This window comes from Pantoea sp. X85, assembly GCF_029623675.1.
Lineage (GTDB): Bacteria > Pseudomonadota > Gammaproteobacteria > Enterobacterales > Enterobacteriaceae > Pantoea > Pantoea leporis.
In genome coordinates this window covers 203560-216300 of sequence record NZ_CP121109.1, presented here as the reverse complement: position 1 = coordinate 216300, position 12741 = coordinate 203560, and the positions used below count along the sequence as shown (strand labels likewise).

The 12741-nt window shown below is 52.5% G+C and carries 12 protein-coding genes and 1 pseudogene; 6 read left to right on the top strand and 7 right to left on the bottom strand.

The window, feature by feature from the left end:
• Window positions 1-10: 10 nt before the first annotated feature.
• The 3 genes from bglF to P6287_RS20590 all read right to left on the bottom strand — a co-directional run bounded on the left by bglF (window position 11) and on the right by P6287_RS20590 (window position 4311).
• Complete coding sequence (gene bglF, locus P6287_RS20600; protein ID WP_277975258.1) at window positions 11-1879, bottom strand: PTS beta-glucoside transporter subunit IIABC; 1869 nt, start codon at window positions 1877-1879, stop codon at window positions 11-13.
• Between the two features lie 214 nt (window positions 1880-2093).
• Window positions 2094-2798, bottom strand: a complete 705-nt coding sequence (locus P6287_RS20595; RefSeq protein ID WP_192412774.1) for a YoaK family protein — start codon at window positions 2796-2798, stop codon at window positions 2094-2096.
• A gap of 64 nt (window positions 2799-2862) precedes the next feature.
• Window positions 2863-4311 carry a sugar porter family MFS transporter gene (locus tag P6287_RS20590; RefSeq protein WP_277975257.1) on the bottom strand — a complete coding sequence of 483 codons (1449 nt, stop codon included), beginning with the start codon at window positions 4309-4311 and terminating at the stop codon, window positions 2863-2865.
• Between the two features lie 242 nt (window positions 4312-4553).
• On the opposite strand from P6287_RS20590, the gene P6287_RS20585 reads away from it, so the two are divergent.
• The 3 genes from P6287_RS20585 (at window position 4554) to map (ending at window position 5876) form a co-directional block, all read left to right on the top strand.
• On the top strand, window positions 4554-4739 hold the full coding sequence (locus P6287_RS20585; RefSeq protein WP_176972698.1) for a general stress protein: 186 nt from the start codon (window positions 4554-4556) through the stop codon (window positions 4737-4739).
• Window positions 4740-4851: 112 nt separating this feature from the next.
• Window positions 4852-5094: a ParD-like family protein gene (locus tag P6287_RS20580; protein WP_008106304.1), complete on the top strand. Its 243-nt coding sequence runs from the start codon at window positions 4852-4854 to the stop codon at window positions 5092-5094.
• Complete coding sequence (map, locus tag P6287_RS20575; RefSeq protein ID WP_277975256.1) at window positions 5094-5876, top strand: type I methionyl aminopeptidase; 783 nt, start codon at window positions 5094-5096, stop codon at window positions 5874-5876. Before P6287_RS20580 ends, map begins: the two co-directional genes overlap by 1 nt.
• Before the next feature lie 43 nt (window positions 5877-5919).
• Here map and P6287_RS20570 read toward each other — a convergent pair whose 3' ends face one another.
• The gene (locus P6287_RS20570; RefSeq protein ID WP_277975255.1) at window positions 5920-7485 is read right to left on the bottom strand and encodes a methyl-accepting chemotaxis protein; all 1566 of its coding nucleotides are present in this window, start codon (window positions 7483-7485) and stop codon (window positions 5920-5922) included.
• Window positions 7486-7914: 429 nt separating this feature from the next.
• The gene (locus P6287_RS20565; RefSeq protein WP_222183016.1) at window positions 7915-8409 is read right to left on the bottom strand and encodes a DUF892 family protein; all 495 of its coding nucleotides are present in this window, start codon (window positions 8407-8409) and stop codon (window positions 7915-7917) included.
• Window positions 8410-8834: 425 nt separating this feature from the next.
• Here P6287_RS20565 and P6287_RS20560 point away from each other — a divergent pair, with 425 nt between their 5' ends.
• Both P6287_RS20560 and uraH read left to right on the top strand, forming a co-directional pair.
• A complete protein-coding gene (locus P6287_RS20560) occupies window positions 8835-9038 on the top strand; it encodes a general stress protein (protein ID WP_064740224.1) in 204 nt (67 codons plus the stop codon).
• Between the two features lie 591 nt (window positions 9039-9629).
• Entirely contained in the window at window positions 9630-10052 is a 423-nt protein-coding gene (gene uraH / locus P6287_RS20555) for a hydroxyisourate hydrolase (RefSeq protein WP_192412768.1), read from the top strand.
• A 37-nt stretch (window positions 10053-10089) separates the two neighbouring features.
• Here the strand turns inward: uraH and ftrA are convergent, their stop codons facing one another.
• Window positions 10090-11094 (bottom strand): transcriptional regulator FtrA, encoded by a 1005-nt coding sequence (gene ftrA / locus P6287_RS20550; protein ID WP_192414470.1) that lies wholly within the window; start codon window positions 11092-11094, stop codon window positions 10090-10092.
• Between the two features lie 116 nt (window positions 11095-11210).
• Here ftrA and P6287_RS20545 point away from each other — a divergent pair.
• Window positions 11211-12188: pseudogene (locus P6287_RS20545) on the top strand (MFS transporter); the annotation flags it as partial.
• On the opposite strand, the gene P6287_RS20540 reads toward P6287_RS20545, so the two are convergent.
• A complete protein-coding gene (locus P6287_RS20540) occupies window positions 12180-12728 on the bottom strand; it encodes a pyridoxamine 5'-phosphate oxidase family protein (RefSeq protein ID WP_192414472.1) in 549 nt (182 codons plus the stop codon). The pseudogene P6287_RS20545 and the gene P6287_RS20540 overlap by 9 nt on opposite strands.
• Between the last annotated feature and the right edge of the window lie 13 nt (window positions 12729-12741).

Genomic DNA, 12741 nt, shown 5'->3' with positions numbered 1-12741 from the left:
TACTCCTCTATTATTTCAGCACGGCCAACAACGGAGCGCCTTCGCTCACGGCCGTGCGGCTCAGGGTTAACACATCCACAAAGTCATCGCTATTACTCACCAGCACTGGCGTAGTGAGGTCAAAGCCTGCGGCTTTAATCGCATCGAGATCGAACTCCAGCAGCAAATCGCCCACCTTGACCGGCTGATCGTTCACTACTTTCGGAGAGAAATAGTGTCCATCGAGCTTCACGGTATCGAGGCCAACGTGGATCAACACTTCTGCACCCTGCGCCGATGTCAGGCCAATCGCATGGCCGGTGCGGAACATTGACGACACCACGCCATCGATCGGCGATACCACGCGGCCCCGCTGCGGGATAATCGCCGCGCCTTTACCGAGCAATCCGCTGGCAAAAGTTTCATCTTTAACCTGATCGAGCGGAATGACATCGCCCGCCATCGGACTGACCACGCTTTCGCGGCGCGTCAGGCTGGTGGGCGGAGCAACCTCTGCCGGCGGCGCAACCGCTTCGGTTGCGAGCTCGGTCAGACCGAACAGATAGGTGCTGACGCAAGCGAAGATCAGCGCCACCGCCGCACCGGCAAATGCCGCCAGCACGCTGGCATCAATGCCGCTGTTTGGCACCACCTGAATAAAGGTGAAGACACTCGGGAAACCAAAGGAGTAAATGGTGGTGTGCCAGAAGCCAAGGATCGCCGCGCCCAAGGCGCCACCGATGCAGCCGAAGATAAACGGACGACGACGCGGTAGCGTCACGCCATATACCGCCGGCTCGGTGATGCCGAAGATGCTAGCGGTAAAGGCCGATCCCGCCATCGCTTTAAGTTTCGCTTCGCGGGTGCGCAGGAAAATACCAAGCGTGGCGCCCGCCTGGCCCAGCACCGCAGGCATCAGCAAGGGCAGTAGCGTGTCGTGACCAAAGTTGGCGAGGTTGTTCAGCATGATCGGCACTAAACCCCAGTGCAGACCGAAAATCACGCACACTTGCCAAATCGCGCCCATCACCGCACCCGCAATCAATGGGCTCAGGCTGTAAATCCACAGATAACCTTCGGCCAACATGCGGCTCAGCCAGGTCGCCGCCGGACCAATCGCCAGAAACGTCAGCGGCACGGTGATCAGCAGGCAGCACAACGGCGTAGTGAAGTTACGCACCGCGCTGGGCGAACGCGGATGCACCCAGCGTTCAATCAGGCTGGAAACCCAGGCCGCGAAAATAATCGGAATCACCGACGAGCTGTAGTTCAGCACTTCGAGCGGGATGCCAATGAAGGTCAGCGCATTGCCCTGCTGCTGCTGTTGCAGCACTTCGAGAATCATTGGATGCACCAGCGCAGCGGCAATCGCCATGCTGACAAACGGATTACCGCCAAATTTTTTACCGGCGCTGTAGCCGAGCAATATCGGCAAGAAGTAGAACAAACCGTCGCTGGCAACAAACAGCACTTTGTAGCTGCCGCTGTCGGCACTCATCACGCCGAGCACCAACGCCAACGCCAGCAACCCTTTGATGATGCCGGTGGCGATCATCACGCCGATAAAGGGGGTGAAGATGCCGGAAACCAGATCGATAAAGCGTGCAAATAAGCCTTGCGGTGCAGCGTTATCTGCAGCCTCGCTCTGATTATCCAGCCCGTGACGTGACGTGAGTTCGCGATACACTTCCGCCACCTGATTGCCAATCACCACCTGATATTGGCCGCCGCTCTCCACCACCATGATCACGCCAGGATTGTCTTTTAACGCCGCAGTTTGCGCTTTTTGACTGTTTTTTAGTTTGAAGCGTAAGCGCGTGGCGCAGTGCATCACGCTGATGATGTTCTCTTTGCCGCCAACACCGGTAACGATGTCATCCGCCAGTTCCTGATATTGCATCACTCTTTCTCCTGAACAATGCCCTAAACTCATGCCCTGAATTTCGCGCAAAAAAAAACCTGAGACGCGCCCTCTTCAACTGAAAAAGGGCGCGTCTCAGGTTTTGCCTGCCGAACAGTAACAATCCTTAACGGGCGCTATCATGCTAACAGCGCGGAAAAAGTGGCAAGCAGTTTTAGCGAACGATGCGGAAAACTGTGAAGCTGCTCACCGATCAGATCCGTTTCAGTGCCGCTAAAGCCAGCACGCTGAGCAGCGCACCGATCACCATCAGCAGCAGATAACTCATCCACTGCAGCAGCCAAATCCCCAACACACCGCCGGCCAAAAACGCCAGCACGGTGTAAAAATGCAGCTTAAGCCGCTCAATGTAGAGCGGCGCATCTTTGGGGGATTCTTTGCGGCGCAGCACATCAAACAGCATCGCCAGCTCAATGCCGATATCGGTCGCGGTGCCAGAAACGTGCGTGGTGCGCACGCGGGCGTTGGAGATGCGCGTCACAACGGCGTTTTGCAATCCCATCAAAAAACTCAGGCTCAGCACCAGCAACACGCCAGAGCCGCTAAAGCGAAACCAGCTTTCAATCACGCCGAGCAGCAGCAAAGCGATGCCTTCAATCAGGATGTTGATGGCGTAGATGCCGCGAATCTGGCGCCGTCTGCCGGAGTTGATTATCAGCGTTGAGACAGAAGATCCGGCGATAAACAGCAGCACGATGAGAAGAAAAAACAGGCCGACGTGCAGATTAGCTTTGGCCAGATGGTCGGAAAGTGAGGAGACATTGCCGGTCATGTTCGCCGAGAAGAAGCCGACCGTTTCAAACGCTGCGGTGTTAAGTGCGCCCGCAACGGCGGCCAGCGTGCAGGCCAGACGAATGTCGGTATTGAAGGTGCGCGTGTTCTCGGCGGTGATTAGCATGGGAAATCCTGGCCCGGTGAAAGATGCGTATCTTCCTCCCGTGACCAGGAATTCTCAAGCGCCGCTACGCGGTTTGCTGATCCTGCTCTTGCTCGCTGAACCGCTCGCGCATCTCATTTTCGATCTGCTCGAGCGATTTGCCTTTGGTCTCCGGCAGCATAGTGATTACGAAGATCAGCGAGCCGACGTTGATGGCTGCAAAGATAAAGAACGCGCCATTGCCGGTGGCGGAGAGCAGCGGCGGGAAGGCAAACGCCACCGCCGCGTTACAGATCCACTGGAACGAAACCGCAGCGCCGGTCAGCACGCCGCGCACTTTCATCGGGAACAGCTCCGACATCAGCAACCAGTAAACCGGCGAAATGCACATCTGCATAAAGAACAGGAACACCAGGATCGCCGCCAGCGCGAAGATGCTTTGCGTCATGTCCTGTGGCATCAACAGCAGCACGCAGCCCAGTGCCAGCTGCATGGCGATCACTACCGACAAACCGGTCATCAGCATGGTACGACGACCAAAACGTCCCACTGCTTTGATGCCCACCATGGTCGCCAGCACCGAAACAATGCCGTTACCGATGGTCGCCGCAATCGAGGCGTTGGTGCCCATGCCGGTGGTTTTCAGAATCACGGGTGTGTAGTACATAAAGGCATTCACGCCGGTGAACTGGATAACAATGCCGAGCCCCGCGCCCACCAGTAACAAGCGAAGAATCCATTTCTCTTGCAGCAGTTCACGCGCTGACGGCCCCTGACGCGCCGCTTTAGCGTGATGGCGCATCTCCGTCATCTCCTTTTTCACTTCGCGCGGCGTTTCACGCAGTTTGTGCAGGATACGGCTCGCTTCTTTGATGCGCCCTTCTGCCACCATCCAGTGTGGCGACGCTGGCACAAAGAAGGTGCCGATAAACAGCAACGCGCCAGGAATCATCGCCATCGCCAGCATATAACGCCACAGATGCGGATCGTTAAGCGTGAAACTCATCACCGCGCTGACCACATAAGCCAGCAGCTGACCGGAAACAATCATCAGCTCGTTGCGGCTCACCAGCGGCGCACGCCGTTTTGGCCCGGCAATTTCGGCAATAAACACCGGTACGGTTGAGGAACCGCCACCCACCGCAATCCCCAGCAGAAAACGCATCGCCACCATTACGTGCAGGTTTGGCGCTAAGGCGGTACCAATCGCGCCCAGCACAAAAATCAGCGCCAGAGAACGCAGCGTAATGCGTCGGCCAAAGCGATCGGAGAAATAACCACTAAGGAAAGCACCCAGCGCGGCACCGAAGATCAGGGATGAAGTGACTAAACCTTCAGTGAACGGTGTGAGGTCAAGACCGCCCTGATCAGGCGGCAAGGTCATAAACGGCAAGGCACCCGAGATAATCCCGGTGTCATAACCAAAAGCCAGCGCACCCATTGTCGCTACGAGTACCACAAAGAAGATGCGCTGTTTAACGGTGAGATTACTTAGCGCTGAATCGTCGTCACTGTTTTGCTGCGATGTGTCCATTCCTATTCCCTGCATATTGAACGCGCCTTGTAGCGCAAAGGTTGAAACCCAAAAGGCAGAAGTATAGTCAGGAATTGTAAAATGTGACGAAGGTCACTATTAATTCGACAAATTTCATCGCGCTTAATGATCATTTTCAATGATCGGCGTTTACGGCCTGGCTTTAACGCAACGGCGAACTAAAATTGCAGCGTGACTAGCTAGTCCTCAAATCTAACGGAACATTGATAAGAGGTCTTCCTATGAACAAACAGAGCTACAGAGGCGGCGCAGGGAATTTTGCCAACGATCCAGAACGTGCGAAAGAAGCTGGCAGAGCGGGAGGCAAAGCCAGTGGAGGCAACTTCAGAAACGATCCTGAACGCGCCGTTGAAGCGGGAAGGAAAGGAGGCAAAATAAGTCGTCGTCCTCCAACGAAGTCTGAGTAAGGCGCCTTAGGATTTTGTCCGCCATGGATTGGCTTCACCCCCTTTTTGCATATCCCAGCCTAAAACGGTAACCTATATACATATCACATACGATTCATATATAGGTTGCACCATGGGCATCGTAAAAATCTCTGACTTAATGCATGAGAATCTGCGCATCGCCAGCACGGCGATGAGCCGTTCCATCAACGCGCAGGCGGAACACTGGATGAAGATCGGCATGCTGGCCGAAATTTATCCGTCACTCAATCATCAGGAATTGACGCGCTTGCTGATGCGCGTTGAACGCGACAGCGGCGCGGATTTAGCGCAACTGCTCGACCATCCTTTATTCACCTCGCAGGGAATCGCGTAATGAGCATCAAACTGCACACCGCTGAAGAGATCGAACTGGCGCGTGCCGCTGGACACGCCGCCGCTAAAGTGCTGGAGATCATCACTCCGTACGTTAAACCGGGCGTCACCACCGATGAACTGGACGCGATTTGTCATGATTACGTGGTAAACGAGCTAAAAGTGGTGCCAGCAAATATTGGCTATCACGGTTACAGCAAAACGACCTGTACGTCAGTGAATCACGTAGTGTGCCACGGCATTCCGGGCGAGAAAAAGCTCAAGGATGGCGACATCGTCAACATAGACGTCGGCATCATTAAAGATAGCTGGTACGGCGACACCAGCCGCATGTATTACGTTGGCCAGCCGTCGGTGCGCGCCAAACGTTTGGTGGATATCACCTACGAATCGATGGTGGCAGGTATCAAAGTGGTAAAACCGGGCGCGGCCTTAGGCGATATCGGGGCGGCCATTCAGCAGGTAGCGGAAAAAGCCGGTTTCTCGGTGGTGCGCGAATATTGCGGTCACGGCGTTGGCGAGGTGTATCACGGCGATCCGCAGATTCTGCATTACGGCACGCCAGGCACGGGATTGGCGTTACAGGCGGGCATGATTTTCACTATCGAACCGATGATCAACGCGGGTAAAGCCGGCACCAGTGTACTGTCCGATGGCTGGACGGTGGTCACCAAAGACCGCTCGCTGTCAGCGCAGTGGGAACACACCATCGCCGTGACCGAAACCGGCTTTGATTTGTTGACGCCGTGGCCAGAAGGTACCGGCGAATATCCGGCAATTTAAAAAAAGATCCAGAACGCATATGCCGTTCTGGATCACCCTCGCATTAAGCGGTTTGACGCAGCGTAAACACGCTTACGCTATTCACCATATTCGCTGCCTGCTCGCTCAGCATCGCCGACGCCGCCAGCGATTGTTCCACCAGCGACGCATTCTGCTGCGTAGTGATATCAATCTGGCTAATCGCGGTGTTGATTTGGCTGATGCCGTCGGCCTGCTCGCTGCTGGCCTGATTGATCTGCACCAGCAACTCTTTCATCTCAGCCACGTTGGACATCATGCCGTTCATCAATTTATTGGCATCCGTCACCATATCGCGCCCATCGGCAATACGCGTGGACGACTCCTCAATCAAATTACGGATCTCATGCGATGAGGTGGCGGTTTTCTGCGCCAGCGCGCGGACTTCCTGCGCCACCACGGCAAAACCGCGACCATGTTCACCCGCGCGTGCGGCTTCTACCGCAGCATTGAGCGCCAGAATATTGGTCTGGAAAGCAATGGAATCGATCAGGTTGATGATCTCCGCCATGCGGCTGGCAGAATCATTGATTTCGGCCATTTTGCTGGCGACGTTGTCCATCATGCTGGCATTACGTCCTACCGTGGTTTCCGCCTTAGCGGAGAGATCGGCGGCAACGTGGGTATTATTACGCGTGTTGCTAACGGTGGCACTGAACTCCTCCACCGAGGCCGCCGTTTGCTCTACCGAGCTGGCCTGCTCTTCCGTACGCGCCGCGAGATCGTTGGTGCCCGACATGATTTCGCTGGCGCCGCCGGAAATCTGTTCTGCGCTAATGCGAATATGGCTGACAATATCCGACATCTTTTCCTGCATCTGCTGGATGGCGTTAATTAACTGCCCCATTTCATCCTTTCGCTGTTCATGAAAATCAGAACTGAGATCGCCATCCGCCACTCGACCAAGAAAGGCGATCACTTTTTTCAATGGCACGGTAATCGAGCGGATAATAATCCAGCCAATAAATGCTGAAAGTAAAATAGCCACCACAAAAATAATCAGCATGGAAATTTTCGTTTTGCCGTATGACGCCATAAAATTATTATAGGATCCATCCATTTGCTGCTCTTGCAGGGTAATAAACCCCTCAACTTCATCGATATAATTTCTTTGCGCTAAGGCAAGCGTAGAAAAATAGAAATTCACTGCTTTTGTCACATCACTATTCACTAAATCGAAGAATACATTTCGCTCTTTAAGGAACTCTGCTCGCCTCACTTCCACGCGCTTGAGAAATGCGATTGATTCATCATCGGTAGCCAGCTTATTTAACTGCTTATAGGTTTCGGTAATTTTCTTCGAGGCATCCTGTAGATTGCTCTGAATCGTTGTCCGGCGTTGCGCATCAATCGGGCTCAGCAGCAGCGCCTGCTGCTGCACCGTTACGTTGATCTCATCAATTAATCGGTTGCCCAATGCAATAGTCGGGTAATCGTCTTTCATCATGCCATTAACGCCGGTCTCCGCTAAGAACAGCGAATTTAATCCGAGTAACGCCACTAAAAGTAGCATCGCGATATTGAGCATAGAGGATATTGTAAGTTTGGTTCGCAACTTTACATTACGTGAAAATCTTTGAACTACGTCCATTTAGAAACCTCAATGATTTTGATTGAAAAGTAGTGAAGACAATAATGTTGTTTTAAAAAACAGAAGAGGCTACGGGCGTTAATCGGCAGCATCTCTGCTGTTATCGTCAGCAATTTCATTAACATTAGAGACGATGATTGATAGGGTCACATTTCAAATATCAGACGCGGAGTGTTATTTTGCTGAAATCGATTTCATTGATCAGTTACATTTACTGATAGGAAATAACATAAAATTCTAAGCCTGTTTTTTTTACTTAATTTAGAATAAAGGTTCTCGCCAGGCTAACAAATAGCAAAGAATGATCCTGATTTTATTATTTGCAGCAATTTGACTAAGGGAAAACAGTTAGTTTCTCTGTAGCGTTTAACCTGCAAGCCAAATTGAGCGGTCAGCAGAGCAAGGCTGCCGACCACTTATAGTTATCCGTCAGACTGCGGCTACCGCGCTATGCAAAATGGCCTCGTTCGCCACGTCCGGCAGCTGATGAAGAAGCCAATCTGCCATCTGGATTTCATGTTGCAGGATCAGCTGGAAAGTCTTAATGCCTTTGCTGTCCGCCGCCTGCTGCGCTGCGGCCAGTAATGCGGTGTACGTTGCTACTTTATAGTTACAGAACACGTAGCTGCTCACCGCAATGCGCACGCCCTCTTCATTGCGCAACATATCACTCGCGGCTTGCCCAACGATCGACAATCGTCCTAACGCGTCTTTCAGCGCTGACCAGTTACTGTCGTAGCGTTTCAAAACGTCTTTCACCCACTGCTGCTGTTCAGCGGTTTGTTGTGCATATTGCTTCATACGTGCCTGCAACAGCGGGAACTCCTCCAGCCGCAGCGTAGCTGCCTGCAGCAAAGGCTCTGCATGTTTTTCCATCGCATGCGCATCGCGCAACCAATCCAGATATACAAATTCCTTGGTCATCAATTTGCTCCGGTAGTGAGAAGAACATCGACAGTTAGCTGCCTGATGGGTATGACATCAGCTCATTTAGGCTAATTGAGCAAAATAAGCGAAGCGTTAATTTAGGCTAAACAAGAAGATTAATTAAACGTAGCAAGCAAGCGTCAAGCTGCAAGTAATGTGCGCAAGAATTGCGATTGAGGTTATAAGTAAATGTGCCTACCGCTTCGCTTATTATCTGGCTAGAGAAGCTTTCTTTTTAATGTTAAAAATCTTAAGCACGTAACTAATGGTAGTTACATTTAGAGAGAAGTGAAAATTTAACTGGAAGTAACATAAGCAAGCCTCTTAGAATTAAGACTTACGAGAAACCCAGGCTTGAAACTGGAAAAAATGGCACTACATTTATTTTGCATCATGTTGGTATTTAAAAAAGAGGAGAACCAATGACGGACGCTAAGAAGCTACCCGATGAGGAAGAAAAAAAGCCGCAACGTCGTGGTGGTGCAGGCAACTTCGCAGAGAACAAGGAACGCGCGGCTGAAGCCGGGCGCAAAGGCGGTCAGGCTAGCAGCGGTAACTTCAAAAACGACCCGGAGCGCGCCATTGAAGCAGGAAGAAAAGGAGGGAAAATCAGCCGACGCAAATAACATTCTTCCCAAAAGAATAAACATCTAACATCATTTTACTTCTGCACAACACTCTCCTGATACTGTATTTACGCTTCGCTTAAATACAGATTTATCCATGTCAGGAGGGTTATTTCCAGCTAAAAATCCGTATAATCGATTATTTCTTGATCAACTTCAATTTATTTACCGCTTCGCTTATCCAGGCTTTACCCTTCGCTTATTAACCACAAAATTACATTTGCAAGCTAATAATAAATGCCTGACTCAAAATTATATATGTACATGTTACTTAAACTGGTACAACTTTTAGAGAAGAATTCTGACAGATGACTCAGAATAATCGGAGGTGGATTAGCGTAGCTGCCGCTCGCTGGTAATTTAACTAACCGTCATTTGCACTGAGGGAGTGACGACAACAATCACCTGCATTCCGTATGCTCGCCCTTCATGGCAACCAGGTTTGCATCAATGCCCGCTAGCTAAGATGTCAGCACTTGGTCGATTGCTCGTCAGATCTCAGAAATTTCACATTTAGTCTTATCAATTATGATTTTGTTGTCGAAGCATCCAGGATTGCAGCACATTCACCTGCTCAAAAAGGATATTTTAATGAAAACTCTCTTTACCTCAGCCAGCGCCATCCTGATCGCGACCAGCCTGTCAGCGGGAGCAGCACAACCGGCAGCACCAAAAAATCCGCTCAGCGTACATGTTTTGAACCTGCAAACAGGCTCGCCGACAGCGGGTATTGAGGTTGAACTCGATCAGAAACAGAATAATAACTGGGTGAAATTAGCCAGCGGCAAAACCGACAGCAACGGCAGGATTAGCGCGCTATTCCCGGAAGATAAAACCGCCAGCGCAGGCAGCTATCGCGTGGTGTTTAAAACCGGTGACTATTACAAAATGAACAACCAGAAAACCTTCTTCCCGGAAATTCCGGTCGAGTTCAATATGGAAACCACCGGCGAGCACTACCATATTCCGCTGCTGTTGAGCCCGTTTGGTTATTCGACTTATCGCGGGAATTAAATGTAAAACGGTCGCCATTAATGGCGACCCACGGAAACTACTGTGTTATCCCTCTTTCACTAAATGACTTGCGCCAATGAGTCGGCGTAGTGTTGAGCCGCTGTCTGAAGTGATGACGTAAGGTTTCTGGCGATCCAAATCCCGCCTGTTCAGCAACCTGATCAATGCTCAGCTTGCCGCTCTCCAGCAGTGCGCAAGCTTTTTCCAGCCGCACGCTTAACATCCATTCTCCCGGCGTGGTGCCGGTAGCGTCATGGAAACGGCGTAAAAAGGTGCGGCGGCTCATGCCAGCTTGCCTGGCGAGTTGGTCAATCACCAGCGGCGTATTGAGGTGATTACGCAAATCATCAAGTAACGGCGAAAGATTTTTTGCCGCACGCTGCGGCACCGGCTGCTGAACCAACTGCGCCTGATTGCCTTCGCGCAGCGGCGGCGTCACCATGCGGCGCGCGGTGCGGTTTGCCACTTCAATACCATAATCACGGCGGATCAGATGCAGGCACAAATCCACGCCCGCTGCGCCACCCGCTGACGTAATGATGCTGCCCTCATCAACATAAATCATACCGTGCTCAACCTGCACCTGCGGGAAGCGTTGCGCCAGAATCTCGGTGCTGTTCCAGTGTGCGGTCGCGCGCTTACCATTTAGCAATCCGGCAGCGCCCAACACGAAACTGCCTGCACAGATCGAAACAATACGCGTGCCGTTGCGATGGGCTTTTTGTAACGCGGCGATAAGTTGATCCGATGCCGGTTCATGTACGCTGCGCCAGCCGGGAATCACGATAGTGCCCGCCTCTTCCAGCAGCTCAAGTCCGCCGTCGACCACCAGCCGCACGCCACCTTGCGCGCCGAATACGCCCTCTTCCACCGACGCCACGCTCAAATCGTATAAAGGCTGGCCGAACACTTCGTCGGCACGCCCGAAAGCCTCAACGGCGATGCCGAACTCAAAGGTACACAGACATTCATACGCCAGCAAAACCAGTCGGCGGTTGAACGGTGCAGGCGAATGGCCATGAAGCGGAGCAATCATTTGCATTAAAGGTCACCGGAGAAATTGGCACGATCTTGACGATATATGGCATGCAGGCAGATTTCCACTCGCACGCCAATCTTTCATGCTGGCACGCTCTTAACGTATCGCAGGGATTGAGTATGAAGAACATGTTGGCGCTGATGGCGGTTTGTCTGGCCGCATTGATGTCGGGACTGGAGATATCCAGCGTACCGGTGATTTTGCCGGTGCTGGAAAGGGAGATGCACGCCAGCTTCCGCGAATTGCAGTGGATCATGAACGCCTATACGCTGGCCTGCACCGCGGTGTTAATGGCAACCGGCACGCTGGCCGACACTTATGGACGCAAGCGCATCTTCATCATCAGCATTATCGCCTTCGGCGTGACATCGGTGATGTGCGGACTGGCGGGCAATGCGCTGTGGCTGATTGTCGGACGTTTGCTGCAAGGATTAAGCGGTGGCGCGATGTTAACCTGCCTGATTGCTATTCTGTCGTTCCAGTTTCCGCAGGGCAAAGCGCGTAGCCGTGCGTTCGCCGCGTGGGGCATTACCTTTGGCTTTGGGCTGGGATTCGGGCCGATCATCGGCGGCATACTGGTCGCCTGGTTTAGCTGGCAATGGGTGTTTCTGGTACATGGATTTATCGCGTTGCTGACGCTGATCCTCGCGCTGAAAAATGTGGTGGAATCGCGCGATGCTGAAGCCCAAAAGCTCGATCTCAGCGGCCTGATTACCTTATCGCTCAGCGTGGTCGGCGCCACCTATCTCATTACGCAGGGCAGCAGCCTCGGCTGGAACAGCGTCGCGGCACAACTGATTTTGCTGGTTACACTACTGAGCGCGCTGCTGTTTGTATGGATTGAGAAGCGCCATCCACATCCGATGTTTGATTTCTCCGTGTTCCGTATCCGCGCCTTTTCCGGGGCATTGATGGGCTCGATTGGCATGAACTTCAGCTTCTGGCCGCTGATGATTTATTTGCCGGTCTATTATCAAAGCGGCCTTGGCTACAGCAGCATGGCAACCGGTTTGGCGCTGCTGGCTTACACTTTACCAACCTTACTGATGCCGCCGCTGGGCGAGAAACTGGTGGTGCGCTTTGGCGCGCTACGGATGCACCCATTTGCTGCTGACTAGCGCGCCGTCGTCGGTGTAATTCAGCAACGCTCTTTGATTATCTTCCCGCGCCAGCAGGCACCAATCCAGTTGGGTAATTCGGATTAGCAACACGCCAAAATTATCCTCGGCGTTAGCGACATCATTGGATTGGTGGTCAATGTCACTTCCCGGCGCAGCGCCAGCATAGGTTTGCTGCGTACGGCGTGATAATCGTTGCCACGCCGCTTCAGCTACTGAGCTGTGCGCGGCGTGCAGCTCGACCTTTCCCTGCAACCGCAGCTGCGTTTTTGCGCTGTATCCCAGAACCGTAACGTCTGAATTAACCGCCAACGCCTGCCATTTCGGGCTACGCATATCGGTGTGCAACTCCAGCGTGCGTTTGACGCGGTCAACCGCGCGCAGCACCAGCGTCCTTGCCTGCGGCTTGCCCTGTTGATCAACCGACGCGAGCGTTAAGAAGTGAAAACCGGCATCGGGATCGCTTGCGCCGGTTTCCAGTTGTTGCCAGCAATCGCTATCAATCTCGCGTAATGACATCTGTTGTTCCTGT

What these genes read in the sequence shown, in the direction of transcription:
- uraH (WP_192412768.1), top strand. Translation starts at nt 9,630, where the DNA reads ATGAAAACTCTCTTTACCTCAGCCAGCGCCATCCTGATCGCGACCAGC.
- ftrA (WP_192414470.1), bottom strand. Translation starts at nt 11,094, where the DNA reads ATGCAAATGATTGCTCCGCTTCATGGCCATTCGCCTGCACCGTTCAAC.
- P6287_RS20595 (WP_192412774.1), bottom strand. Translation starts at nt 2,798, where the DNA reads ATGCTAATCACCGCCGAGAACACGCGCACCTTCAATACCGACATTCGT.
- P6287_RS20590 (WP_277975257.1), bottom strand. Translation starts at nt 4,311, where the DNA reads ATGGACACATCGCAGCAAAACAGTGACGACGATTCAGCGCTAAGTAAT.
- P6287_RS20560 (WP_064740224.1), top strand. Translation starts at nt 8,835, where the DNA reads ATGACGGACGCTAAGAAGCTACCCGATGAGGAAGAAAAAAAGCCGCAA.
- P6287_RS20540 (WP_192414472.1), bottom strand. Translation starts at nt 12,728, where the DNA reads ATGTCATTACGCGAGATTGATAGCGATTGCTGGCAACAACTGGAAACC.
- P6287_RS20570 (WP_277975255.1), bottom strand. Translation starts at nt 7,485, where the DNA reads ATGGACGTAGTTCAAAGATTTTCACGTAATGTAAAGTTGCGAACCAAA.
- bglF (WP_277975258.1), bottom strand. Translation starts at nt 1,879, where the DNA reads ATGCAATATCAGGAACTGGCGGATGACATCGTTACCGGTGTTGGCGGC.
- P6287_RS20565 (WP_222183016.1), bottom strand. Translation starts at nt 8,409, where the DNA reads ATGACCAAGGAATTTGTATATCTGGATTGGTTGCGCGATGCGCATGCG.
- P6287_RS20585 (WP_176972698.1), top strand. Translation starts at nt 4,554, where the DNA reads ATGAACAAACAGAGCTACAGAGGCGGCGCAGGGAATTTTGCCAACGAT.
- P6287_RS20580 (WP_008106304.1), top strand. Translation starts at nt 4,852, where the DNA reads ATGGGCATCGTAAAAATCTCTGACTTAATGCATGAGAATCTGCGCATC.
- map (WP_277975256.1), top strand. Translation starts at nt 5,094, where the DNA reads ATGAGCATCAAACTGCACACCGCTGAAGAGATCGAACTGGCGCGTGCC.